Source organism: Veillonella absiana (genome assembly GCF_032970865.1).
Lineage (GTDB): Bacteria > Bacillota > Negativicutes > Veillonellales > Veillonellaceae > Veillonella > Veillonella absiana.
This window is the reverse complement of record NZ_JAWJZB010000010.1, coordinates 19,680-41,521: the sequence shown is the minus strand read 5'-3', so window position 1 is coordinate 41,521 and position 21,842 is coordinate 19,680. Positions and strand designations below refer to the sequence as shown.

Sequence of the window (21,842 nt, the reverse complement as noted above, 5' to 3'; positions counted from 1 at the left end):
ATACTTAAAAAATCAGTCCACGTCAACTATTTACAATATCTAATGGGACTGATTGTCTTCATCTCTATTTTTTAAAATGAGCCACCAATTCTTTGGCAGCAGCTAATGCCGTTTCTGACATACCTTTACCTGACATCATAGACGCAATTTGTGATAAACGATCTTTTTCTGTCAATATATTTAATGTAGAGATTGTACGTCCTTCTTGCTCTATTTTGGCCAAATGATAATGTTGTTTTGCAATACTTGCCGTTTGTGGTAAATGAGTAATACAAAATACTTGATTATGCTTGGAAATCGCTAAAATCTTTTCCGCTACTTTTAAGGCAATATCACCACTAATACCGACATCAATCTCATCGAATACAAGTGTTTTATGAGTATCACCAGTAAATACAGATTTAAATGCTAACGCAATACGTGCTAACTCACCACCAGAGGCTACCTTATGAAGTGGCAGTAACTGTTCCCCTTTATTAGCACTGAATAATAGTTCAATGGAATCAGCACCCAGTGCGGTCAAAGTATCTGAATTAACGATATTAAAGGAAATTTCACTCTTTTCCATACCGAGTTGGCTTAATTCAGCTTGCAATTGTTTTGCCACAATAGCAGCTGTTGTTTCACGTATCTTACGTAAATTAGCTAAAGCCTTTCTTGCTTCTGCTTCACATTGAACGAGCTGAGATGCCAGTTCATCTTGTGCAAACACTTGATGTTCTAATTCCTCTAATCGATTTTGTGCTTTTGCCTCATAAGCAAGAATATCTTCTACAGTATCTCCATATTTTTTCTTGAGACCATAAATGACAGAATCTCGTTCCTGGCAATAGGCATACCGTTCTTCATCATAACTGATAGAGTCACGATAACGATCTAAGAATTGGGCCGCTTCCTCTAATTGGAAATAGGCGGAGTTCACAAGCTCAGAGATTTCTTTGACTTGCTCATCATAACGAATTAAATCATTCATCTCAACCTTAATGGTATTTACCGTATCAAGTAATGGATGGCGACCACCATAAAAGGCATCATAGCATTCACGTAACACTTTATCCACGTGGTCAAAACTGTCAAGGCGTTTTAATTCCTCCGCAATAGCTATATCCTCACCAATAGTAAGGCCCGCATCTTCAATGTCGTCAATTTGAAAGCTAAGCATATCCAATTCACGAGCCCGTTCTGTCATATTTTCACTCAAATGATCCACCTGACGTTTCGCTTCTATATAAGCGCTATACTTACTCTTATATTGCACATAGGCTTGTCTGGCATCATCATTATATGTATCCAAATAATTATGGTGAGTTGTAGCATTTAATAATTCTTGATTACTATATTGTCCGTGAATATCAGCTAATTCTTGTCCAATTTCCTTGAGTGCTTTCAAAGGAATCGCTTGATCATTCGCCAATATGGTTGACTTACCATTGCGATTGAATGAACGAGACAAAATCAATTGTTCATCTTCAACAATTATATTTTTTGCTTCTAATAAAGTTAATAAGCTTTTGTGTTGACTAATATCAAATGTCCCATCAATGACAAAACTATCCTTACCATGACGGATAAACTCGTTACTAGCGCGTTCACCCAGAAGAATACTAAAGGCATCCATGAGTATAGATTTACCAGCCCCAGTTTCCCCAGTAAAGATAGTTATGCCATCCGTAAAGGAAATATTCATTTGTTCAATCAACGCAAAATTTCTGATGCTCATTTGCGTCAACATAGTATTAATCTTTCATCAAATCAGTTATACGAGAAATGACTGTCGGCACATCGGACTCAGTACGAGCAATCAGTAGAATTGTGTCATCTCCTGCTAATGTACCAATAATCTCTGTCCATTTTGCATGATCAATAGAAAACGCTACTGATTGTGCAGAGCCAGGAATTGTATGTAACACAATTAGATTTATGCTAGAATCAACTTTGATAATAGAATCTTGGAATAAACGATTGATTCTGCTGCGAGATAATACTACATTTTCCTCAGGAGATAAGGCATAGCGATAATGACCATCTCCTGTTGGTATTTTAATAAGCATTAATTCCTTTATATCACGAGATACAGTAGCTTGTGTAACTTCAATTCCTTCTTCAAGTAACGCAGCTGCTAATTCCTCTTGTGTTTCAATAGCTTTAGATTGTACAATTTCTTTTATTTTGTTATAACGATAGCGTTTCATGGTATTCACTTCCTTTTAAAACCATAGAAAACATATTTTTTCCATTATTATTATAACACATTTACATAAATATTCACCTATATTCACACTGATAATTATACAATTTATGCATAAAATATAAAATTCTACGAATCGTGTAATCCAATAAACATGGGAACCAGAAAAACCAACTATGATGTTGCTTATTTATTTTATACAAATAATGCATCCTATTCATTTTCTCAAAAATAGACAAAAAAAGACCTTTTATAAGGTCTTTTTGAATATAATATGACTAAAATCAATAACTATTTTTTATAATATCAGAAACTATATTACTAATATACTATTTTATTACAACATATACATCGCCATATTAGTTTATAGCAATTATCACGTCTATCTAACTTGAATCATATAAAGCTCTGGGGGATTATTACGTTGATTCAAAGGCTTCCAATGACATACATTGTGTTTACTTTGATCTAATCCACTTAAGAACTCTTCTAAACAAAGTTGTTCATTCTTGCCAGATGCTGTACCAGGATAGACCACTAAAGTTATAATTCCTTGCTTTGATAACTTGGGAATAGCATTTTCTAAAGCTTGTATCGTTTTTTCACAAGTAGTAATGATAGAATGATTTCCCCCAGGGAGATAGCCAAGATTAAATATTAATAAATCTATGGAATCTTCGCTTATCTGTTCTTCTATAGCCAATTCATGTGATCCTTGGATAAATGTGATAGATATTCTTCTATCTTTTAGTGTATGGCTCAGTAATTCTTGACTCTTAGCTATAGCATCAGATTGAATATCAATCCCATACAGATGGCATCCATCATTGGCATGTTCAGCTAAGTATAATAAATCATGACCATTACCACAGGTAGCGTCAACAACAACATGAGCCTCTTGCATGATACGATCCCATAATAAATGTTGAAATTGTACAGCATTATTAATATTGATCATGTCTTTCACATCCTAATACAATAATTAATCTTAATTTTACAAGAACAAAAGATATTATGTAGATGTCCATAGTAAGGGCAACTCATGAGTATCGTTTACTATAACAACTCATCTCGTCGCGAAGATAACTTTTTAAACAATGTACTAAAGAAATGCTGATCTTTAAATCGTACAAACTGACAATACACAGGATTTGATTTGACGTGCAAAACATCTTTATTGGTAAAAGTATAATCAAAACTACCATCAATACAGATATGTAACTCTGGTTCACGTTCAGGCATAGTAATTTGTAATGTATCACTTTCCTTAAGTACCATAGATACACCTTGAATTAAATGTGGCGCTAAAGGTGTTACAATAATCGAACGATTATCTGGTGTCATTATAGGTCCACCTGCTGAAAGATTATAACCCGTAGAGCCGGTGGCTGAGGAAATAATTAAACCATCCGCAGGATACATTTGAGTATGATGATTATTAATAGACAAATTGATACGTGCCATTCTAGCAGGTTCATACTTTGTAATACACACTTCGTTAATAATAGGTTCTAACTCCGTAATCGTACCATCTGCCCGCTCAATATAAGCATGCAAATGATTTCGTTTCTCTATATTATAATCACCTTTATAAATGCGCTGCAAATGACATTCTAATTGATTAATTTCTATTTGATTTAAAAATCCCAGTTCTCCCAAATTAACACCGCAAATAGGTACATTATAAGAAAAAATCTGTCTCGCTAAATGGATAATGGTTCCATCGCCACCAAAGCTGAGTGCCATATCTACGTGTTTAAACAACTCTGGTTTAGGTAATATATGGTCAGATGATACATGTATTAATTTAGCAATTTCCTTTACCTCTTCATCTTCAGGCAAATAGACATCCATTTTATAGTCTTTACAAAGCTTTACTGCCGTTTCCAAGACAGATAGAATATTTTTTTTCCCCATATTCGGGATAAAAGCAACACGCATAATTAACTCCTATAAGGAATGGGCCTCTGTAACGATGTCATTAATTAATTCATCAGTAATGTCTAAGGCTCCCTCTTTGTATTTTTTAAAGTACCCTAAAAATTCAATATTTCCTTCCATGCCTTTAATCGGTGAATACGTAAGGCCATGCAAATATAATCCACAATCATAGGCTACTTGTAATATTCTATGTAATACTTCTTTGTGAGTAGCTTCATCACGAACAATACCACCCTTACCAACCTTTTCACGACCTGCTTCAAACTGAGGCTTGATTAAGGCCACAAGAGAACCATCAGCTTGTAATAATGTAGTAGCAACTGGTAAAACTTTATCTAAAGAAATAAAGGCTACATCAATAGAAATAAAATTAGACAATTCCCCTAATTGAATAGGCGTAACGGTACGAATATTTTGTTTTTCCATATTAATAACACGAGGATCTTGTCGAAGTTTCCATGCTAATTGGTTATATCCTACATCTATGGCAAAGACTTTTTTAGCCCCATTCTGCAAAGCACAATCGGTAAAGCCTCCAGTGGAAGCACCAATATCAACCATTACTGCATTCGTTAAATCGATATGATATAGTTCAATAGCCTTTTCAAGTTTTAACCCACCGCGACTTACATATGGTAATGTATTGCCTTTTACTTCTAAATTGGCTTCTATATCTACTTTAGTACCCGCTTTATCTATACGCTCAGTACCAATAAAGATTAATCCTGCCATAATAGCGGCCTTGGCTTTTTCACGGCTTTCAAAAAGGCCTCTATTTACTAATAACACGTCTAAACGTTCTTTTTTACTCATAGTACACCATTATATATATAAGAATATTGATAATATGCTACGGCAATACCCAAAATAAGACCACCAAACACTTCAAATGGTGTATGGCCCAATAATTCTTTTAAACTTTGTTGAGATCCTTTTAGCATAACTGGAATATTTCGTTTTTTAAAATGCTCAACAATCTGGTTTAATATTTGAGCTTGTCTTCCAGCCTCTAGTCGTACATTAGAAGCATCATACATAACAACAATTGAAAAAATCAATGACACAATAAATAAATCAGAGTCAGGTCCATTTTTTAGTAGTAATGCAGTGGTTGTAGACATTACAAAGGAGGTATGAGAACTTGGAAATCCCCCAGAACCTACAAGACGGTCTAAACGTAACGTACGATCTTTTACGAGTACAATTATAAATTTCAAGACTTGTGCAGAAACCCAACCCCAAAAGGCAGCTTGAGCTATGTAATTTTGACTTATAGCTTCCCATAACTCTGACAACATATCTATCATCCTTTTCTACTTATCTACATACGATTATTTCATTTCAACTAACATTGCATATGGTATAGACAGTATTATAAAAATCACTTTATATTACTTTAACACATTAAATAATGTAGTCATATTAATTGCTACGTTCTAATAAATAGTCAATCAAGCCAATTAAAATGTCCGTACTATGATTCGTAGATAAAAGCGCTTGTTTGGCAGTATCTGCTACACGTTGTGCCTCTTGTCGCGCCCCATCAAGGCCTAATAATGATACATAGGTAGATTTATCTAGTTTCAAATCGCTACCTGGTGTTTTCCCCAATTCTTCAATGGTACCAGTAATATCTAAAATATCATCTGTGATTTGGAATAATAACCCCAATGCATTGGCATAAGTCATATACGCTTCATAAGATTTTTGATCTGCATGACCTAACACCAGACCTAGCTCTACTGATGCGGCAAATAAAGCTCCCGTTTTACCTTTATGTAGCACTTGTAGTTCCTGTAATGGTAAATGTTTACCTTCACTTTGTAAATCAAAGGCTTGTCCACCTACCATTCCTTCTGGACCAGCAGCAGTAGCTATAATAGAAATAGCTTTTACAGCTTGTTCTGGTGTTGCATTTTTATTTTGTGCAGCCAATTGAAATGCATAGGATAATAGTCCATCACCAGCTAGTATGGCCATACCATCGCCATAAACCTTATGGTTAGTCAAATTACCACGACGATAATCATCATTATCCATAGCAGGTAAATCATCATGTATTAAAGAATATGTATGAATGCACTCCATGGCGCATACATACTCCTTATAGGGCTCCACAGTTGCCCCCAGAGATTCTAATACGGCCTTTGTCAAAATAGGTCGTATACGTTTCCCCCCTTGTAACAAGCTATAATTCATAGCTTCATATAGTTTTTTATATTCTTCATTAGGGGATACTAATAATGTTTCGAGCCATCCCTCTACAATGTATTTACTATCTATTAAATATTGTTTTACCATTATCGGCTCCATTATTCAGAAATACGAACTTCTTCAATAATCTGTTGAATCTCAGTTTCCACTGTGTCCAACATTTGAGAACATTCTTGAACTAAGGTTAATCCTTTTTTATATTGTGTGAGCAATTCGGAAATAGATAATTCATTTTCATCTAAATGACGAACAATCTCCTCTAATGCTGCATATTTCTTCTCATAGTTCTTGAGTGAAGCGGCCATCGCTTGTTACCTCCTCAACACAGGTTGTAATAATCCCATCTATCACTGTTAACGATAACGAATCACCGACTGCCACATCTTGGACAGACTGAATCGCTTTCTGATTTTTTTCGATTTTACTATACCCTTTAACCATTAAATGGAGCGGGTTTAACATGTCTAGCTGTTTAGCTAGCAATGCTAATTGATGTTCTTTCTCTTGCACTTTCTTTATGGAACTAGATTCCATTTGTTGTGAAAGTCCCTGCAATTTAGTCTTTTGACCATGTAAAAATTGAAGTGCCGGCATACCTAATCGTCTATTAAATAAGGCACTTAATTCTTGCTTCTTTTGTTGCACCATAGTGCGAATATATGTGTGTAAATAATTTTCTTTTTCTGCTAATCGTTCTTGTAATACAACCAAAGGCATTACTGCCATCTCTGCGGCATGACTTGGCGTTGCACCACGAGCATCCGCAACATAATCACAGAGTGTATAATCTGTCTCATGACCTACGGCGCTGATTACGGGTTTCTTAGCATGATAAATAGCCTCTACCACAGCACGGTCATTAAAGCACCATAAGTCCTCAGTGGATCCACCACCGCGACCTACAATGATTAATTCCACATCTGGATCTGCATCGGCTTCATAAATGCCACGAGCAATCACTGGACCAGCTTTTTCACCTTGAACTGGAACAGAAAATAATTTAAATTGAATTAATGGGTTTCTATTACCACTCACATGAAGAATATCATGTAAAACGGCACCTGATTTTGATGTAACAAGACCTATACAAGTGGCCATTTCTGGGATCATCTGTTTATGAGACTCATCAAAATACCCTAAGGCAGTCAATTCACGTTTTAAGGCTTCAAATTCAATTTGTAAGGGGCTCTTTTCCCCTACCTGCATATCTTGAACTACTAAATTTAAACGACCTGTTTTACCATAAAAATTTAATCCCGCCTTGATAGTAACGAGCATACCATTATTAACTTGGTTTGCTAGCCCTTTGCTCATAGCTGTACTAGACCACATAGTTACATCGATGGCAGATTCCTCATCCTTTAATGAAAAATAAAAATGCCCATTACTATGACGTTTTGCATTGATGATGGTGCCTGTTACATAAAAGCTTTTCAGCAAATATTCGCGGTCTAAGGTACGTTTTATGAGTGCATTTAGTTGTGTAATTGTAAATATATTCATAGAGAGACCTTTACCACTGCAGATATGATTCTGCTACTTTAAAAATTCTAATCTGTAGTACATATGATATCACTTATTATTAGCGATGTATCATAGGCTTATTTGTTGTGTAAAAGCGATGCGCCATAGGCAACGCCTGTGGCATTATCCACACTAAATTGTGGTTCTGCCAATAATAAGGTAATCCCTTTACGTCGTAAATGTTGTTCTAATCTAGAACGCAATAAGGAATTACTCATAACCCCGCCTACAGCGATAACTGTAGAGACAGGATATTGTTTAATATGGTAATCAAAGAGTTTTTCCAATGAACGACCAATGCACTTGAACAGCGCCAGAGCCATATTCTTAGGGTCTACCCCTTTTTCGATACGACGTAATGCCTCGCTACAAGGACCACCAAAACTAATATATCCGTTCTTCACAGAGGTTGGCAATGCATCATAAGCGTCAGACTCTAGCGCTAATTGCTCTAAATGACTCCCTGCTGGAAAAGGCAAACCTAATGCAACACCTACACGGTCTACAAATTGGCCTCCTTGTAAATCCATAGCACCGCCAATGAGTTTCACATCAAAAAAGCCACTTTCATCATAGGTACAATGTAATAATTCCGTTGTACCACCTGATAAATGAAGGCTCAAAAATGGCTCCTTCGGCACCATTCCCAATGAACGTATAGCTGCTAGAATGTGATTTTCTTGATGGGAAAATTCATAAAGTGGAACATTCATGATATGAGATAACGTTTGTGCCTGTCCACGGCCTACTAAAAATGCAGGCATATAGGAATCCTTTTCACGACGTGGAAAAGCACTGACCCCAATACCAGAAATTGGTAACTGTGGTAATTCTTGGATCAATTTAGGTAGTGCCCGTGTATGTTGAAATACCATATTCGATTGTTGTAGGCCTCGTTCTCCAGATTTAACATCTAGAATTTTTCGGGCTTCCCCATGAATTTGGCCCTGTTCATCCACGATAGCACAACTCGTTGTATAACAACTCGTATCAATGCCTAGAAAGTACTGTTTCATTTGCCTTTAACTACACCGTCCAAAATACCATTAACTAATTTATAGGAATTATCAGATCCAAAATCCTTTGCCAATTGAATGGCTTCATTAATGGCAATAGATGGATCTAATGGTTCAGGTGAAAATTTCATTTCCCAAATTGCTAAACGTAATACAGAACGATCTACTTTATCTAAATGTTCCACCTTACGTTTTAATGAATGTTCTTGAATAATGGCATCTAATTCTGTTACATGTGCCAATACCCCATCAACTATTGCTGTTGCATAAGTTGTATCCATATTCCCCTGCTCTTCTCCATCAGGATAGGATACAGCACTAGGTTCATCATGGAATTCATGAGCATATATCACTTGAAATGCATGTTGACGTGCTTGACGTCTATTCCGTTTTGTTACTGCCATTAGAGCTAATCTCCTTTGTATTAATGGGCTCAACCCCCTCAATATGTACATCTACTTTTACATTATAAAGGTCGAGCATATTTTTTAAATTTTCACGAATCTCTTGTTGTAAAAGCTCAGCTAGGGCAACTATATTCTGTCCATAATACACTCTTACATATAAATTGATCTCGAGAAACCCTTTTCGATGTTTAATATTAATACCTGGTAAAGTTTTTTGACCAAACCGATTCACAATGCCATCTACTATTTCATCATAGAATCGTGGGCTTAATGCATGTACACCAGGTACATTTTGTACAACCTTAGTGGCTACCTCTAAAACTACGGAATCCGCAATTTCGACGGTTGCCATATCTAAACCATATTGGAATTTTGTATTAGATTCAGTATCCATAATTTTTTCCTTGATTGTGACTATATATCCTCAAATATAACTTCCTGTACCACAATATCAATGGTCTCTACTTCGATTTGGGTGCTATCTACGAGAGCTGTTTTTATATGCTCTTGTAAACGTAATGCCACATCGGGAATTCGATATCCATATTTGACACAAATATAAGCAGTTACAGAAATTGCATCTGTATCTGAAAATGAAATCTTTACACCTTCATACTCATGCTTCACGCCAAAAAATGTGCTAACACCATCATTGAAGGTAGAGGACATACTATGGACACCTTTTGTCTCTAATGTTGCTAATGTAACAATGGTAGCATATACATCATCACTGATTTTTATTTTGCCTGCTTCTAACTCTTTATTTCTCAAGGTGGAACCTTTCTATAAAAAAAGCACTTGTCCCTATATGTAATTAAATAGATGACAAGTGCTTACTGTTATGTGCATAGTAAGATATGTGGAATGCATTCTTTTTAAAAGATCTAGCCTCCACTATATCCTAATAGTGTCAGGCACGTTCGATATATTGACCAGTTCTTGTATCAACACGAAGTACATCATCAACTTCGATGAAGAGAGGAACTTTTACAACATAACCAGTTTCTAATTTAGCTGGTTTATTACCACCAGTAGCAGTATCGCCACGAATACCAGGATCAGTTTCAACTACACGAAGTTCTACTGCTACTGGCAAATCGATACCGATAACGATACCTTGGAAGAACATGATGGATACTTCCATATTTTCAAGAAGGAAGTTTTTAGCATCGCCTAATTGTTCTTCGTTAAGTTCAACTTGATCGTATGTTTCGTTATCCATGAATGTATAAGCGCCATCCATTTCATATAAATATTGCATACGACGACGATCAACATGAGCTTTAGGAACTTTTTCACCAGCATTGAAAGTACGTTCTACAACGGAACCAGTTTGCAAGTTTTTCATTTTTACACGAACAAATGCTGCACCTTTACCTGGTTTTACGTGTTGGAAGTCTACAACTTGCCACACATTACCTTCTAGCTCGATAGTTACGCCTGGGCGAAAATCATTACTGGAAATCATCTAAATCTTCTCCTTCTAAATACTTATTTCAACTAACTCTTTTGGGGTATGTGTTAATATTTCACAACCATCCGCTGTGACAACTACACTATCCTCTATTCTCAATCCGATTTCACCTGAAATATAGACGCCAGGTTCTACCGTAATGATCATATTCTCTTCTAATACTGAATCTGATTTAGGTGAGGCTACCGGTAATTCGTGAATATCTAACCCCACGCCATGTCCTAACCCATGATTAAAGCAATCGCCATAACCATCTGCAGCAATAGAATCTCTACAAATTTTATCTAAGTCAACACCACTCAGGCCTGGGCGAACTGCCTCTACGCCTTTGAGTTGAGCTCGCAATACAATATCATATAATTTATTTTGCAAATCTGATGCTGGTCCCATAACCACAGTACGTGTCATATCGGAATGATATCCACCATAGACAGCACCAAAGTCAAAGGTTACAAAATCACCAGCTTCAATGATTTTATCAGATGCTACACCATGTGGCATGCTAGAACGATGTCCAGAAGCTACAATGGTTGCAAAAGAAGGTTCCGTGGAACCACGCATTAACATTTCACTTTCTAATATAATGCGTGCTTCATTTTCACTCATGCCAGGTGTTAACTTTGTCAATAAAACCCTAAATGCTTCGTCTGCGATATTCGCAGCCTTGCGCATGAGTACAAGTTCATCGGGACGTTTCACAGCACGAAGTTCTTGTAGGTTAATAGATGTAAAATCAAAATGTTCATCTAATGCATCACATAGTAATTCGTACGTATCAACTGGCATGTCTTTACCTTCAATACCAATGACACCACCATGAATATGATATTCATTTAAAATATCAATCAATGAGTCCCATACATTTGTTTCATACTGAATCACTGTATAGCCTTCACATTGCTGTGTGGCTTGCTCAGTATACCTAAAATCAGTAATGATATGAGCTGTATTTTCTGTAACAAAAGCAAATGCAGTAGTACCTGTAAACCCAGCAAAATAATGAAGATTTATAGGACTCATGATGATCATGCCATTTAACTGTTGTTCTTGTAAATGCGCCTGTAGGCGTTGTAATCCATTCATAATTAAGCTCCTAGTCTATAAAGTACAATTAATGATACCATAAAACCTTTTAAATGAACAGATTAACTTCATTTTCACTCAAATCAATATATTGCGTTGTTTCTTTAATATCATCAAGTGTGATATCGCCAATAGATTCTCGTTTTAAATACGTTACCGTACCGCCAGCAGCACCAATCATCCGTTTTACCTGATGGTACTTGCCCTCTTCAATAGTAATACGCGCACTGCTATCATTAATCAGAAAAATCTCAGCCGGTTTACACTGTGTTCCATCACCAAGAAGTATACCCTCACGAATACGTCTCAAACCATCTTCACTGAGTTCTCCATTAAACTCTAAATAGTATACTTTTGGCACATGTTTACGGCCATTAATAACCTTATGGGCCCAAACACCATCGTTTGTTAACAGTAATAACCCTTCTGTATCCTTATCTAATCGCCCTACTGGAAACACACCCATCTTTTTATATTCTGGTGGCAATACATCCATTACCGTCCGATGAGAAACATCATCTACAGCTGTAATAAGGCCAGCGGGCTTATGAAATTTTATATAAAATATTTCCTGTTTTGGTACTTCAAAACCGTTAACTTTAATACTGTCAGTATCTAAATTAATGGAAAAATCCTTTTTTGTAATAATCTCTCCATTAACTGTGACAAAGCGTTTTTTTAGTAAATCGTGTACTTCTTTTCTACTTCCATAGGCACGATTAGCTAAAAATTTATCAATTCTCATGGGTATCCTTATTTCATATATAACATACAGATCACACCTGTACTTGTAATATATTGTATTTATTTCATATCCAGTACATCAGCATGTTTTGTATCATTTAATAGATTCAAAATATTGTGATCATCTTCACCCATACCATTATAAAATATGCGGTTAATGCCAGTATTACCTTGACTAAAATTCCAGGAATAACTTACTGGTAAATGTAACAATTTACAAATTAAGGTCCTAATAGTACCACCATGGCAAGTTACAAGAATAGTTTCATCTTCCTCGACCGCTTCAATAAAAGCTTGCAATAGAGCCCATGCACGCTCTCCAACTTCTTCAAAACTTTCACCATTAGGTAATTGAATTTTTTCAGGTCGACGATACATTTCAAAAATTTGCCCTGGCCATTTTTCTTCAATTTCATCTATAGTAAGTGTTTCCCAATCACCAAAGTTTACTTCTCTTAGGCCTGAAGTCGTTACAATATCAATATGGCGATCACCACGAATGGTTTCAGCCGTTACCAATGCACGAGATAAATCACTAGAAATGATACGATCAAAATGCACATTCGCTAGAGCATCACGACAAGCAACTGCTTGAGCGAGGCCTTTTTCATTTAAAGGGATATCCGTTATACCTTGATAACGCCCTTCTTTATTCCAATTTGTTTCGCCATGACGAACAAAATAAATAGTTTTCATTATGCTATAATTCCTAAACTAAATAGTTACACTACATCCATTAATAGAAAATATTTGTACTAATAAGCTTCATTAAAAAGACTTGTACTAACTGAAAAATAATTGTAATTTTTTCACTAAAATTTCGTTAGACTCTCGAGTTTTAATAGCCACTCTAAACCATTGTTCATCAAGGCCTTCATAATTAGCACAGGAACGAATGAGAATATTTGAATCACCTAAATACTCTTGTAATTGCTCAACAGTTTTATTTGGTGTGTTGATTTTCAGCAACATAAAATTAACGCTTGGCTTGTACACGGTTAATGCAGGGATAGCAGATAATGCAGTATACATATACGATTTTTCATCACACACAACAGCCTTAGTTTTTTCAACATACTCTGTATCATCTACAGACAATGTAGCATAGGTTTGAGCTAACGTATTTACAGACCAAGTCGGAATTAATTCTTTCAATTTTGGTTGTAAGATCTTAGGTGCAAATAATACACCTACCCGCAAACCCGGTACTGCATAAAATTTTGTTAATGAATGAACAACTATAACATTATCAAATTCAAAGATTAAATCCCGTAAACTATGTGGATTATCACCTAATGGTTCTGTCCCCACAAAATCAATAAAGGATTCGTCAATAACAAGCAAGCTGTTGGCATCACGTAACATCCCCGCAAGAACTCTTACATGTTCTCGTTCAAGCAATGTACCATCAGGATTATTAGGATTACCTAAAAAACAGATAATTCGACCATCTTGGCCCTTTAATTTAGCTGCAAATGTTTGCAATGCTAAATATGGTACTTCAAAATAGTGGTCACCTTCCGCACTTTCACGGGGCATATAAAATGTATCACGCACAGGAATATTAGCTGTCTCAGCAGCTAGACGGTATTCAGAAAAACCAGGAGCTGGTACAAAACAGCCTGTATAACCAGGCAAACGGCAAATAGCATACAATAATTCAGCAGCCCCATTGCCAGCTACAATATGTTCTTTAGGCATCTTGTAAACGCGTTCAATAGCATCTAGTAGTTCTGTTTGATTAGGATCTGGATAATGAGAAACCATCGGTAACATCTCTGCTACTACACCCATACTTGACTCACTAGGTCCTAGAGGATTTATATTCGCACTATAATCGATGACATCCTCCACCGCAATTTGATGTAATTGGGCAAATTTAAATACATTGCCGCCATGTCCATATTTCATCTATAACGCCTCCATTATTATCGTTTAATATAGGTAATCCCTTCACACGTCGTTTCCACTGTATCCACATACTGTAGTGTCGGAATTTGACTCTGGATTTCATTAATGCACTCTTTTGTACCACTGTAATCATTAGGAAATAATAATCCCATTATAGTCCCACTATGAGCAATGATAATACCAACACTATTTAAATTAGCCCCGATTTCGTGAAAGTCATATAAATTCATCTTCGGCAATATACGTTGATTAGCAAAAGCACTCAATGTAGCAGCTTGCCCAATTAATGAAATATCATGTGTGGCAAGACCGTCCTTAAAGTAATCTAAGGCTTCTTTGATGAGTGGCTCCTTTTCTCTAATCTTTTCTTGTAAATCAGGTTGCTGATTAAAGGATACCGTATCTATAGTCCCGCCTTCATCAAAGATGACGATTTTCATTGGTGGACATATACCAAGAGATTCAGATATTTGACCATGAATATAATCAAATTGGACAATAGCTGGATAAAAGGCCGCATCCGTTGGTTCAATGGATAGACATATTTTCTCTAATTCCTTAAGGCTTAAAGTGTGACCATGAGCTAATGCTGTGGCCATAGCTGATACACTGATATCCGCAGAACTAGAGGCCATGCCCTTTCCTTGAATAATATCTGATCGTACATAGATTTCCTTTGATAGTTCTCGAGAAATACCAAAGTAGTCCAGTGTTTTATGCTTCGCCAACATAGATTTTGGTTGCAGTGAACAATGATAGCCATGCAGTGGATGTTTCACTTGACTCAATGCATAAGAGTATCTATTAATTGGACAGGTCACTAAAAAGGACTGCCCTCCTATAGACCCTTGAATAAACTCCCCACATGTTCCTGGGGCGCGCACATAATATGTCAATGTAAAACGCTCCTAATCTAATAATTTACTAATCTGTTACTATAATTAATCTAAAAAGCCACCAAAGAATAATGCGGCTAATAACAATACAATCTCTGTTAATTCTGTAACAAAACCATAAGTATCACCAGTAGTACCACCTAAGTGTTTAACGATATAATTATTAACCACCTTATTAGTTACTAGTGCCACAACCCATTGGGATATATAAAATAAAGATGATGCTAATAATAAACCAATGAACATTAACTTAGAAACTTCAAATGGTAAAATACCATATTGTGTCACCGACGTTTCAATAGTATTTGCCATTATTAATAATAAGCCAATAGCCACGCAGATTATAAGCAACCATAAAGCTGCTATGAATACTGTATTATATAAACGTGTATGGGTTGGTGCATATTCACTAAAGGCCTTTCCCATCCCCTCTTTACGAGCATAGGGATAACTAATAATACTGAAGGCCATCGTATAACGACTAAATAATGGCATACATATAAGACTTGCTACGAGTAACCACTGTGACTCCATGGCTGTAAGCAATTGCCATTTTAATAACACTAAAAATACAAAGCCTACTACACCATTGGAACCAATGCGGCTATCTTTCATGATTTCTAGTTTTCTTTCACGGTCACGCCCGGAAAAGAGACCATCACAAGTATCTATAAATCCATCTGCATGAAGTCCCCCTGTAAAGAGAAATTCGAATACAACGAGGACAAGCATCAATAATTGATGCGGCATATGGGATTCCAACAAAGCGTATACAGCTACCATAAATAGCCCGATAATAAGTCCCACTGCCGGAAATGCTAATACAGATTTACCAAAGTCCTCAACGGTCCATTCTGTTTGATTAACGATTTTTAATCGTGTTAAAAATTGTAAAGCTATCCAAAAGGGTTTCATAACTGTATCATTCCATAAGTTAAAATTATTGTAAGTGAAATCATTAGCAAGGTGCACACATACATAAGTCGTATGGTCTTCGTAATATGGTAACCTTTCATTTGTGTTAAAGGATCCCCCATATATTCTCTAAAAGTCATACGATTAAAATATTGATTGTAACCCCCTAGACGAATATGAAGAGCGCCAGCTACTGGTGCCTCTGCATATCCCCCATTAGGGCTTGGATGTTTACGGGCATCTCTCCAGCCAATACGCCAAGCGCTACGCCAATCATCTTGTAAAATAAAGGCAGCTAGGGTAAATAAAAACAAGCCAATTAGAGCAGGAATTAAATTAACCAAATCATCTAGTTTAGCCGCAAATCGACCAAAAAACATATATTTGTCATTCTTATAGCCAATCATAGAATCTAGTGTATTTGTTGCACGATAAGCAATAGCTCCTAATGGTCCAAATAAAATAAAGAAAAATAAAGGAGATAAAATACCATCCACCGTATTTTCTGCAATAGTTTCAATGGTAGCACGAGTAATTTCACTTTCATCAAGATCAGCTGTATCTCGGCCTACAATCCAAGACAATTTAAAGCGTGCTTTTTCAAGACGGCCTTGCTTCAGCAATCGTGCTAATTCATTACCAGCCTTCGCCAAGGCACGGGGACTAATAGAAATATATACTAGGATGACCTCTATGACGTATTCAAGCCAAGGATTAATGGCTGATGCCATAGCAAGTATGAGGACACTAATGATAATCACCGTAATAATCGTCAATAATGCTGTAAACATACCATAGAGGAATTTACGAGCATTAGAATCACTCGCCTTATATAGTAAATTTTCATAGAGCGAAATTAATTTACCAATGCCCACTACTGGATGATATTTCGTTTGCGGATCTCCAATGAGACAATCCAACAGAAAGGCCAATAGTGGAATACAATAATAACTATATTTCACAAAACCATCTGCTATTTGTTGCCAAATATCCATCAGTACTCTCCTAAAATTTATTATTGCTCATTTAACAAGCCCATGATGTAATCCATATCCAAGGATTCTTCCACCACATCGGCTAGACGGTTGTATGCAGCATCTTTATGCTCAAAATACTTAAATACAACTTCTAATGGCGCTAGCCCTTTTTTCATGCGTAACTCATTGATAATAAAACGACGGAATTCATCATTGTCAAATATACCATGAATATAGGATCCCATAATTTGATGGGCTCCGTCAACGAAACCATCCAATACATTCACAGGATTTTCACTACGACTAGTAATGGTGAAAGCTCGCGTCACATCATCAGAATTTGGTTCTGTATCGCCCATGTGAATTTCATAGCCCACAAGACCTTTGCCACTGAAAGTACCATTGAGGAATTGCAAATTATCCACGTCAAATGTTACTTGATGCGTAGTCTTAACATCCTTCATAGTCGTTGTGGTTTGCACAAGGCCAAGACCTTCGATATCTTCGATATCCCCTTCTACATGATGGGGATCATAAATCATGGTGCCTAGCATTTGGTTACCACCACAGATGCCGATAATTGGTGTATTATCTTTAGCTTTTTCTGCTACTTGTTCTGCTAAACCGGATTCTTTCAAATATGTTAAATCTGCCAATGTATTTTTAGATCCTGGAAGAATGATTAAATCAGGATTTCCCAATTCATCGCCAGGTCCAACAAATCGAACGGCTACATCTGGTTCGTAATTTAAAGCATCAAAATCTGTAAAGTTAGAAATTTTAGGTGTTTGCAATACAGCAATTTGAATATCCCGAGATCCTTTATGTTTTTTATGCTCTAATGCCACAGAGTCTTCTTCATCGATATCAAGTTTCTCAATAGCAGGTATAACCCCCACAACCTTTTTCCCCGTCTTTTGTTCAATAAAATCTAAGGCTGGTTCTAATAATTTAATATCACCACGGAATTTATTGATAACGATGCCTTTAATGAGGTCACGTTCCTCTGGTTCAAGTAATTCTAATGTACCAACGATAGATGCAATAGCCCCACCACGGTCAATATCAGCGATGAGCATAACAGGCGCTTGCGTCATCTTGGCAATTCGCATATTTACAATGTCATTGGCCTTAAGGTTAACCTCTGCAGGACTACCCGCCCCTTCAATGACAATCATTTCATAATTATCATCTAAAAAATTAATGCTTTCTTGTACTTTATCAAGAGCTGTAAGGGAATATTTAGTATGATATTCGTTAGCGCTATATACGCCCACTGGTTTCCCCATTAAAACTACTTGAGAGGATTGATTACCAGTTGGTTTTAATAATACAGGGTTCATTTGAACGATTGGGTCAATACCTGCAGCCTCTGCTTGAGCTACTTGGGCACGACCAATTTCATCGCCCCATTTAGTAACGTATGAATTTAAGGCCATATTTTGAGCTTTGAAAGGAACTGTTTTATATCCCTTTCTATATAAGATACGGCACAATGCTGTGCATAGGATGCTTTTACCTACATTGGAGCTAGTGCCTTGAAACATAATTTTATTAGCCATTAATATGAACCTCCTGAGATTTTAATTCTATCGTTACACCGCTAATAGTAAGATACATTTTGTCCGCCCTATCGGCTACGGCACGATTCACACGGCCCGCAATATCTCTAAAATAGCGAGCTAATTTATTTTCTGGCACAATGCCTAGACCTAACTCATTCGTTACAAAGATGATAGTTTTATCCTCATCAATCTGAATAAAATCCAATAAAGCCTCTACATCATGCATGATTTCTTCTTCTAATGCATTAGCATCTTCTTGTGTTTGTAATTCACCATGCTCCATAATATGATTCATAGTAATCATAGTTAAATCGTCAACCAAAATCACATCACAAGATTTCGCTATGACAGTCCATTCTTCATGTAATCGTAAAGGTATTTCATAATTTAACCATATACTACCACGACGTTCTTGATGCCGCTTGATGCGGTCTTTCATTTCATCATCAAAAGCTTGGCCAGTTGCCACATACCCTTTTTGTCCCTCAAAGGAGAGCGTTAATTTTTCTGCAAATTCACTTTTACCACTGCGTGCCCCACCGGAGCATAAAATAATATGTGCCATATAGTACCTATACAATTGTTACAAATTTGAGTATGATAAATACAATAGAAACAAAAGGAGATATATTATGGAAATTATGAATATGAAAATTAAATTGATGGCCACCTTATGGGAAAATACATATCGTGTAGCCATTGAAGATGGTCAACAACAATATTTAGCCACTGTCCGTGTCGTTGTAAATACTCCGTTACCAGAAGATGTATTGCCACCTAATGCACCACAAGTAGAGCCACAACTATTAGCTCTCGTTGAAGACTTTAATTTTGATGCTAATCAAATCTTATCCTTTGAAAGCACATTAGCAGCCCTCTTACGAGAAAAATTCCAATATCAAATTCAACAAGTATTCTTTTACTATCCAAGTCCTGAGGATGTATTAAATACCACAATTTCCAATTAAAATACCACATTTACTGTATTGACTGCATATAAAGTAATCTCTAAGTTTGCGTCAACTATAAAAAGTCAAAAAGCTATGTTCTGAAACATAGCTTTTTTTGTTGTTATACTTCTTCCTCAACACGAGCCATGATGAAGCAAAGATCTGATAAGCGATTCAAATAACGTAAGTTACTTTCATGAACCGCTTCATTTTCTAATACACGCCACATTTGACGTTCTGCACGTCTAGCAACCGTACGTGCCACATGTAGATACGATGAGGATTGTTTATCTCCAGGGCAAATAAACTTGTCTAATGGTGCTAATGATGCATCAAATTTATCAATAGTCTCCTCTAAGCGAAGAACGGAGTCTTCTGTTATCTTTGCCGCTTGATTAAGACTTGCTACATCAGCCATCAATAACCATAACTCAGTTTCAATGGCTAACAGTTCATCTTGTATTACTTGTTTCTCTGAATGAGCACGCGCTAGGCCTAGGAATGCTTGGAGTTCATCAATACTACCATAAGCTTCAACACGGTCAGAACATTTACTTACACGTTCTTCTGTAAATAAAGATGTCATACCTTTATCACCAGTTTTTGTATATACGCTACTTGCCATGTTAACCTCCTATCAGTGTGAAAAATTATTTAACGTATTCTGGGAACCATAAACCAATTTCACGAGATGCAGATTCTGGAGAATCTGATGCATGTACTACATTGGAATCCATAGTTAGTGCATAATCACCACGAATACTACCTGGTGTTGCATCCAAAGGATTAGTAGCACCATTTAAATTGCGAACATTAACTACTGCATCCTTGCCAGCAAGAACAAACGCTACCACTGGACCAGATGTAATAAAATCAACAAGTTCACCAAAGAATGGTTTTTCTTTATGCTCTGCATAATGTTCTTCTGCCAATTCACGAGGCACATCAATTAACTTCAAGGCTTTAATAACTAGACCTTTACGTTCATAACGATTAAGAATTTCACCTGTCAATTGACGACGAACACCATCTGGTTTAATTAATACTAAAGTTTCTTGCATGATTTTACCTCCTAATATAAAAAATTATATAAAAAGATCTTACAAATTGAATTTACAATACTTCATTACGATACATGACATGTAATTACAAATATCTTAATGTAATAATTTATCCTTGCTTAGCAGCTAATGCTTTCAAACGAGCAATACGTTCTTCAGTACTAGGATGCGTACTGAACAAACCACTCATCATAGACTTTACACTGCCCAATGGATTGATAATAAACATGTGAGCCGTTGCTTCAGATGAATGTGGTAATGCACCATATTTAGAATAATGATCAATCTTAGCCAATGCAGAAGCCAACGATAATGGTTTACCAGAAATCTCTGCACCGCCTTCATCTGCCATGTACTCACGGGAGCGGGAAATCCCCATTTGAATCAAAGATGCTGCTAATGGAGCTAAAATAACCATCGCTAATAATGCAATAGGATTACTCCCTTCACGACGATCATTACTACTACCAAAGATGGCGAACATTTGGGCTACATTTGCTAACATAGCAATAGCACTAGCCATCATTGCAGCTACTGTACTAATCAAAGTATCACGATGTTTGATATGTGTTAATTCGTGAGCTAATACCCCTTCCATTTCATCTTGAGTTAACATACTTTGAATACCAGTTGTTACTGCTACCGCACCATGTTCAGGATTACGACCTGTAGCAAAGGCATTTGGTATATCCGATGGAATGATATAAACCTTGGGCATTGGCAAATTAGCATTCTTTGCTAATTTAGCAACAGTTTGATATAATACGTCATTTTGTTGTGTTACTTGTCGAGCATTATATTGCGATAATACAATTTTGTCGCTATTCCAGTAGCTCATGAACGTCATCCCCATTGAGATAGCGAACATAACCATCAGGCCACTAGAACCACCAATATATTGGCCAAAAGCCATTAGTATAGCGGACATTAAGGCTAATAATGCTGCTGTTTTTATACTATTCATTGTTTCCTCCAT

27 protein-coding genes are annotated in these 21,842 nt (G+C 36.4%); 1 reads left to right on the top strand and 26 read right to left on the bottom strand.

What is annotated here, in order from left to right; all coding sequences use genetic code 11:
- Window positions 1-64: 64 nt before the first annotated feature.
- From recN to cobU, 23 genes are all read right to left on the bottom strand, one after another.
- On the bottom strand, window positions 65-1,732 hold the full coding sequence (gene recN, locus RVY80_RS08875) for a DNA repair protein RecN (protein ID WP_317330303.1): 1,668 nt from the start codon (window positions 1,730-1,732) through the stop codon (window positions 65-67).
- Between the two features lie 4 nt (window positions 1,733-1,736).
- Window positions 1,737-2,192, bottom strand: coding sequence for an arginine repressor (gene argR / locus RVY80_RS08870; RefSeq protein WP_295189851.1), 456 nt, complete (start codon window positions 2,190-2,192; stop codon window positions 1,737-1,739).
- A 378-nt stretch (window positions 2,193-2,570) separates the two neighbouring features.
- Window positions 2,571-3,146: a class I SAM-dependent methyltransferase gene (locus RVY80_RS08865; RefSeq protein ID WP_317330302.1), complete on the bottom strand. Its 576-nt coding sequence runs from the start codon at window positions 3,144-3,146 to the stop codon at window positions 2,571-2,573.
- A 98-nt stretch (window positions 3,147-3,244) separates the two neighbouring features.
- Window positions 3,245-4,129 (bottom strand): NAD(+)/NADH kinase, encoded by an 885-nt coding sequence (locus RVY80_RS08860; protein WP_317330300.1) that lies wholly within the window; start codon window positions 4,127-4,129, stop codon window positions 3,245-3,247.
- Window positions 4,130-4,138: 9 nt separating this feature from the next.
- Window positions 4,139-4,942 carry a TlyA family RNA methyltransferase gene (locus tag RVY80_RS08855; protein WP_295189842.1) on the bottom strand — a complete coding sequence of 268 codons (804 nt, stop codon included), beginning with the start codon at window positions 4,940-4,942 and terminating at the stop codon, window positions 4,139-4,141.
- A complete protein-coding gene (locus RVY80_RS08850; protein WP_317330298.1) occupies window positions 4,939-5,436 on the bottom strand; it encodes a divergent PAP2 family protein in 498 nt (165 codons plus the stop codon). Before RVY80_RS08850 ends, RVY80_RS08855 begins: the two co-directional genes overlap by 4 nt.
- A gap of 115 nt (window positions 5,437-5,551) precedes the next feature.
- Entirely contained in the window at window positions 5,552-6,430 is an 879-nt protein-coding gene (locus RVY80_RS08845) for a polyprenyl synthetase family protein (RefSeq protein ID WP_295189836.1), read from the bottom strand.
- 11 nt (window positions 6,431-6,441) lie between these two features.
- Window positions 6,442-6,648: an exodeoxyribonuclease VII small subunit gene (gene xseB / locus RVY80_RS08840; protein ID WP_295189834.1), complete on the bottom strand. Its 207-nt coding sequence runs from the start codon at window positions 6,646-6,648 to the stop codon at window positions 6,442-6,444.
- Window positions 6,623-7,846 (bottom strand): exodeoxyribonuclease VII large subunit, encoded by a 1,224-nt coding sequence (xseA, locus tag RVY80_RS08835; protein ID WP_317330295.1) that lies wholly within the window; start codon window positions 7,844-7,846, stop codon window positions 6,623-6,625. Before xseA ends, xseB begins: the two co-directional genes overlap by 26 nt.
- A gap of 98 nt (window positions 7,847-7,944) precedes the next feature.
- A complete protein-coding gene (locus RVY80_RS08830; RefSeq protein WP_295189828.1) occupies window positions 7,945-8,883 on the bottom strand; it encodes a Kae1-like domain-containing protein in 939 nt (312 codons plus the stop codon).
- Window positions 8,880-9,287, bottom strand: a complete 408-nt coding sequence (nusB, locus tag RVY80_RS08825; protein ID WP_317330293.1) for a transcription antitermination factor NusB — start codon at window positions 9,285-9,287, stop codon at window positions 8,880-8,882. The genes RVY80_RS08830 and nusB overlap by 4 nt, the downstream gene beginning before the upstream one ends.
- Window positions 9,265-9,684: an Asp23/Gls24 family envelope stress response protein gene (locus tag RVY80_RS08820; RefSeq protein WP_295189822.1), complete on the bottom strand. Its 420-nt coding sequence runs from the start codon at window positions 9,682-9,684 to the stop codon at window positions 9,265-9,267. The genes nusB and RVY80_RS08820 overlap by 23 nt, the downstream gene beginning before the upstream one ends.
- A 20-nt stretch (window positions 9,685-9,704) precedes the next feature.
- On the bottom strand, window positions 9,705-10,061 hold the full coding sequence (locus RVY80_RS08815; protein ID WP_295189819.1) for an Asp23/Gls24 family envelope stress response protein: 357 nt from the start codon (window positions 10,059-10,061) through the stop codon (window positions 9,705-9,707).
- 139 nt (window positions 10,062-10,200) lie between these two features.
- Window positions 10,201-10,758 carry an elongation factor P gene (efp, locus tag RVY80_RS08810; RefSeq protein WP_295189817.1) on the bottom strand — a complete coding sequence of 186 codons (558 nt, stop codon included), beginning with the start codon at window positions 10,756-10,758 and terminating at the stop codon, window positions 10,201-10,203.
- A gap of 15 nt (window positions 10,759-10,773) precedes the next feature.
- Window positions 10,774-11,847, bottom strand: coding sequence for a M24 family metallopeptidase (locus RVY80_RS08805; RefSeq protein ID WP_317330291.1), 1,074 nt, complete (start codon window positions 11,845-11,847; stop codon window positions 10,774-10,776).
- 49 nt (window positions 11,848-11,896) lie between these two features.
- A complete protein-coding gene (locus RVY80_RS08800) occupies window positions 11,897-12,592 on the bottom strand; it encodes a pseudouridine synthase (RefSeq protein ID WP_295189811.1) in 696 nt (231 codons plus the stop codon).
- A gap of 59 nt (window positions 12,593-12,651) precedes the next feature.
- Window positions 12,652-13,287 carry a histidine phosphatase family protein gene (locus tag RVY80_RS08795; RefSeq protein WP_317330289.1) on the bottom strand — a complete coding sequence of 212 codons (636 nt, stop codon included), beginning with the start codon at window positions 13,285-13,287 and terminating at the stop codon, window positions 12,652-12,654.
- Between the two features lie 87 nt (window positions 13,288-13,374).
- A complete protein-coding gene (locus tag RVY80_RS08790) occupies window positions 13,375-14,502 on the bottom strand; it encodes a pyridoxal phosphate-dependent aminotransferase (RefSeq protein WP_295189807.1) in 1,128 nt (375 codons plus the stop codon).
- Window positions 14,503-14,519: 17 nt separating this feature from the next.
- Window positions 14,520-15,398, bottom strand: a complete 879-nt coding sequence (locus RVY80_RS08785) for a GHMP family kinase ATP-binding protein (protein WP_310746374.1) — start codon at window positions 15,396-15,398, stop codon at window positions 14,520-14,522.
- Window positions 15,399-15,443: 45 nt separating this feature from the next.
- Window positions 15,444-16,313: an adenosylcobinamide-GDP ribazoletransferase gene (gene cobS / locus RVY80_RS08780; protein ID WP_317330285.1), complete on the bottom strand. Its 870-nt coding sequence runs from the start codon at window positions 16,311-16,313 to the stop codon at window positions 15,444-15,446.
- Window positions 16,310-17,308 carry an adenosylcobinamide-phosphate synthase CbiB gene (gene cbiB, locus RVY80_RS08775; RefSeq protein WP_317330283.1) on the bottom strand — a complete coding sequence of 333 codons (999 nt, stop codon included), beginning with the start codon at window positions 17,306-17,308 and terminating at the stop codon, window positions 16,310-16,312. Before cbiB ends, cobS begins: the two co-directional genes overlap by 4 nt.
- A gap of 20 nt (window positions 17,309-17,328) precedes the next feature.
- Window positions 17,329-18,852 (bottom strand): cobyric acid synthase, encoded by a 1,524-nt coding sequence (locus RVY80_RS08770; protein WP_317330282.1) that lies wholly within the window; start codon window positions 18,850-18,852, stop codon window positions 17,329-17,331.
- Window positions 18,845-19,420: a bifunctional adenosylcobinamide kinase/adenosylcobinamide-phosphate guanylyltransferase gene (gene cobU, locus RVY80_RS08765; protein ID WP_295189791.1), complete on the bottom strand. Its 576-nt coding sequence runs from the start codon at window positions 19,418-19,420 to the stop codon at window positions 18,845-18,847. Before cobU ends, RVY80_RS08770 begins: the two co-directional genes overlap by 8 nt.
- A 67-nt stretch (window positions 19,421-19,487) precedes the next feature.
- Here cobU and RVY80_RS08760 point away from each other — a divergent pair, with 67 nt between their 5' ends.
- Window positions 19,488-19,823, top strand: a complete 336-nt coding sequence (locus RVY80_RS08760) for a hypothetical protein (RefSeq protein ID WP_295189788.1) — start codon at window positions 19,488-19,490, stop codon at window positions 19,821-19,823.
- A gap of 103 nt (window positions 19,824-19,926) precedes the next feature.
- On the opposite strand, the gene RVY80_RS08755 is transcribed toward RVY80_RS08760, so the two are convergent.
- From RVY80_RS08755 to htpX, 3 genes are all read right to left on the bottom strand, one after another.
- Complete coding sequence (locus RVY80_RS08755; protein ID WP_295189784.1) at window positions 19,927-20,430, bottom strand: cob(I)yrinic acid a,c-diamide adenosyltransferase; 504 nt, start codon at window positions 20,428-20,430, stop codon at window positions 19,927-19,929.
- A 25-nt stretch (window positions 20,431-20,455) separates the two neighbouring features.
- On the bottom strand, window positions 20,456-20,866 hold the full coding sequence (gene ndk, locus RVY80_RS08750) for a nucleoside-diphosphate kinase (protein ID WP_295189782.1): 411 nt from the start codon (window positions 20,864-20,866) through the stop codon (window positions 20,456-20,458).
- 109 nt (window positions 20,867-20,975) lie between these two features.
- A complete protein-coding gene (gene htpX, locus RVY80_RS08745; protein WP_317330280.1) occupies window positions 20,976-21,830 on the bottom strand; it encodes a zinc metalloprotease HtpX in 855 nt (284 codons plus the stop codon).
- Between the last annotated feature and the right edge of the window lie 12 nt (window positions 21,831-21,842).

What these genes read in the sequence shown, in the direction of transcription:
- recN (WP_317330303.1), bottom strand. Translation starts at nt 1,732, where the DNA reads ATGTTGACGCAAATGAGCATCAGAAATTTTGCGTTGATTGAACAAATG.
- argR (WP_295189851.1), bottom strand. Translation starts at nt 2,192, where the DNA reads ATGAAACGCTATCGTTATAACAAAATAAAAGAAATTGTACAATCTAAA.
- RVY80_RS08865 (WP_317330302.1), bottom strand. Translation starts at nt 3,146, where the DNA reads ATGATCAATATTAATAATGCTGTACAATTTCAACATTTATTATGGGAT.
- RVY80_RS08860 (WP_317330300.1), bottom strand. Translation starts at nt 4,129, where the DNA reads ATGCGTGTTGCTTTTATCCCGAATATGGGGAAAAAAAATATTCTATCT.
- RVY80_RS08855 (WP_295189842.1), bottom strand. Translation starts at nt 4,942, where the DNA reads ATGAGTAAAAAAGAACGTTTAGACGTGTTATTAGTAAATAGAGGCCTT.
- RVY80_RS08850 (WP_317330298.1), bottom strand. Translation starts at nt 5,436, where the DNA reads ATGATAGATATGTTGTCAGAGTTATGGGAAGCTATAAGTCAAAATTAC.
- RVY80_RS08845 (WP_295189836.1), bottom strand. Translation starts at nt 6,430, where the DNA reads ATGGTAAAACAATATTTAATAGATAGTAAATACATTGTAGAGGGATGG.
- xseB (WP_295189834.1), bottom strand. Translation starts at nt 6,648, where the DNA reads ATGGCCGCTTCACTCAAGAACTATGAGAAGAAATATGCAGCATTAGAG.
- xseA (WP_317330295.1), bottom strand. Translation starts at nt 7,846, where the DNA reads ATGAATATATTTACAATTACACAACTAAATGCACTCATAAAACGTACC.
- RVY80_RS08830 (WP_295189828.1), bottom strand. Translation starts at nt 8,883, where the DNA reads ATGAAACAGTACTTTCTAGGCATTGATACGAGTTGTTATACAACGAGT.
- nusB (WP_317330293.1), bottom strand. Translation starts at nt 9,287, where the DNA reads ATGGCAGTAACAAAACGGAATAGACGTCAAGCACGTCAACATGCATTT.
- RVY80_RS08820 (WP_295189822.1), bottom strand. Translation starts at nt 9,684, where the DNA reads ATGGATACTGAATCTAATACAAAATTCCAATATGGTTTAGATATGGCA.
- efp (WP_295189817.1), bottom strand. Translation starts at nt 10,758, where the DNA reads ATGATTTCCAGTAATGATTTTCGCCCAGGCGTAACTATCGAGCTAGAA.
- RVY80_RS08805 (WP_317330291.1), bottom strand. Translation starts at nt 11,847, where the DNA reads ATGAATGGATTACAACGCCTACAGGCGCATTTACAAGAACAACAGTTA.
- RVY80_RS08800 (WP_295189811.1), bottom strand. Translation starts at nt 12,592, where the DNA reads ATGAGAATTGATAAATTTTTAGCTAATCGTGCCTATGGAAGTAGAAAA.
- RVY80_RS08795 (WP_317330289.1), bottom strand. Translation starts at nt 13,287, where the DNA reads ATGAAAACTATTTATTTTGTTCGTCATGGCGAAACAAATTGGAATAAA.
- RVY80_RS08790 (WP_295189807.1), bottom strand. Translation starts at nt 14,502, where the DNA reads ATGAAATATGGACATGGCGGCAATGTATTTAAATTTGCCCAATTACAT.
- cobS (WP_317330285.1), bottom strand. Translation starts at nt 16,313, where the DNA reads ATGAAACCCTTTTGGATAGCTTTACAATTTTTAACACGATTAAAAATC.
- cbiB (WP_317330283.1), bottom strand. Translation starts at nt 17,308, where the DNA reads ATGGATATTTGGCAACAAATAGCAGATGGTTTTGTGAAATATAGTTAT.
- RVY80_RS08770 (WP_317330282.1), bottom strand. Translation starts at nt 18,852, where the DNA reads ATGGCTAATAAAATTATGTTTCAAGGCACTAGCTCCAATGTAGGTAAA.
- cobU (WP_295189791.1), bottom strand. Translation starts at nt 19,420, where the DNA reads ATGGCACATATTATTTTATGCTCCGGTGGGGCACGCAGTGGTAAAAGT.
- RVY80_RS08760 (WP_295189788.1), top strand. Translation starts at nt 19,488, where the DNA reads ATGGAAATTATGAATATGAAAATTAAATTGATGGCCACCTTATGGGAA.
- RVY80_RS08755 (WP_295189784.1), bottom strand. Translation starts at nt 20,430, where the DNA reads ATGGCAAGTAGCGTATATACAAAAACTGGTGATAAAGGTATGACATCT.
- ndk (WP_295189782.1), bottom strand. Translation starts at nt 20,866, where the DNA reads ATGCAAGAAACTTTAGTATTAATTAAACCAGATGGTGTTCGTCGTCAA.
- htpX (WP_317330280.1), bottom strand. Translation starts at nt 21,830, where the DNA reads ATGAATAGTATAAAAACAGCAGCATTATTAGCCTTAATGTCCGCTATA.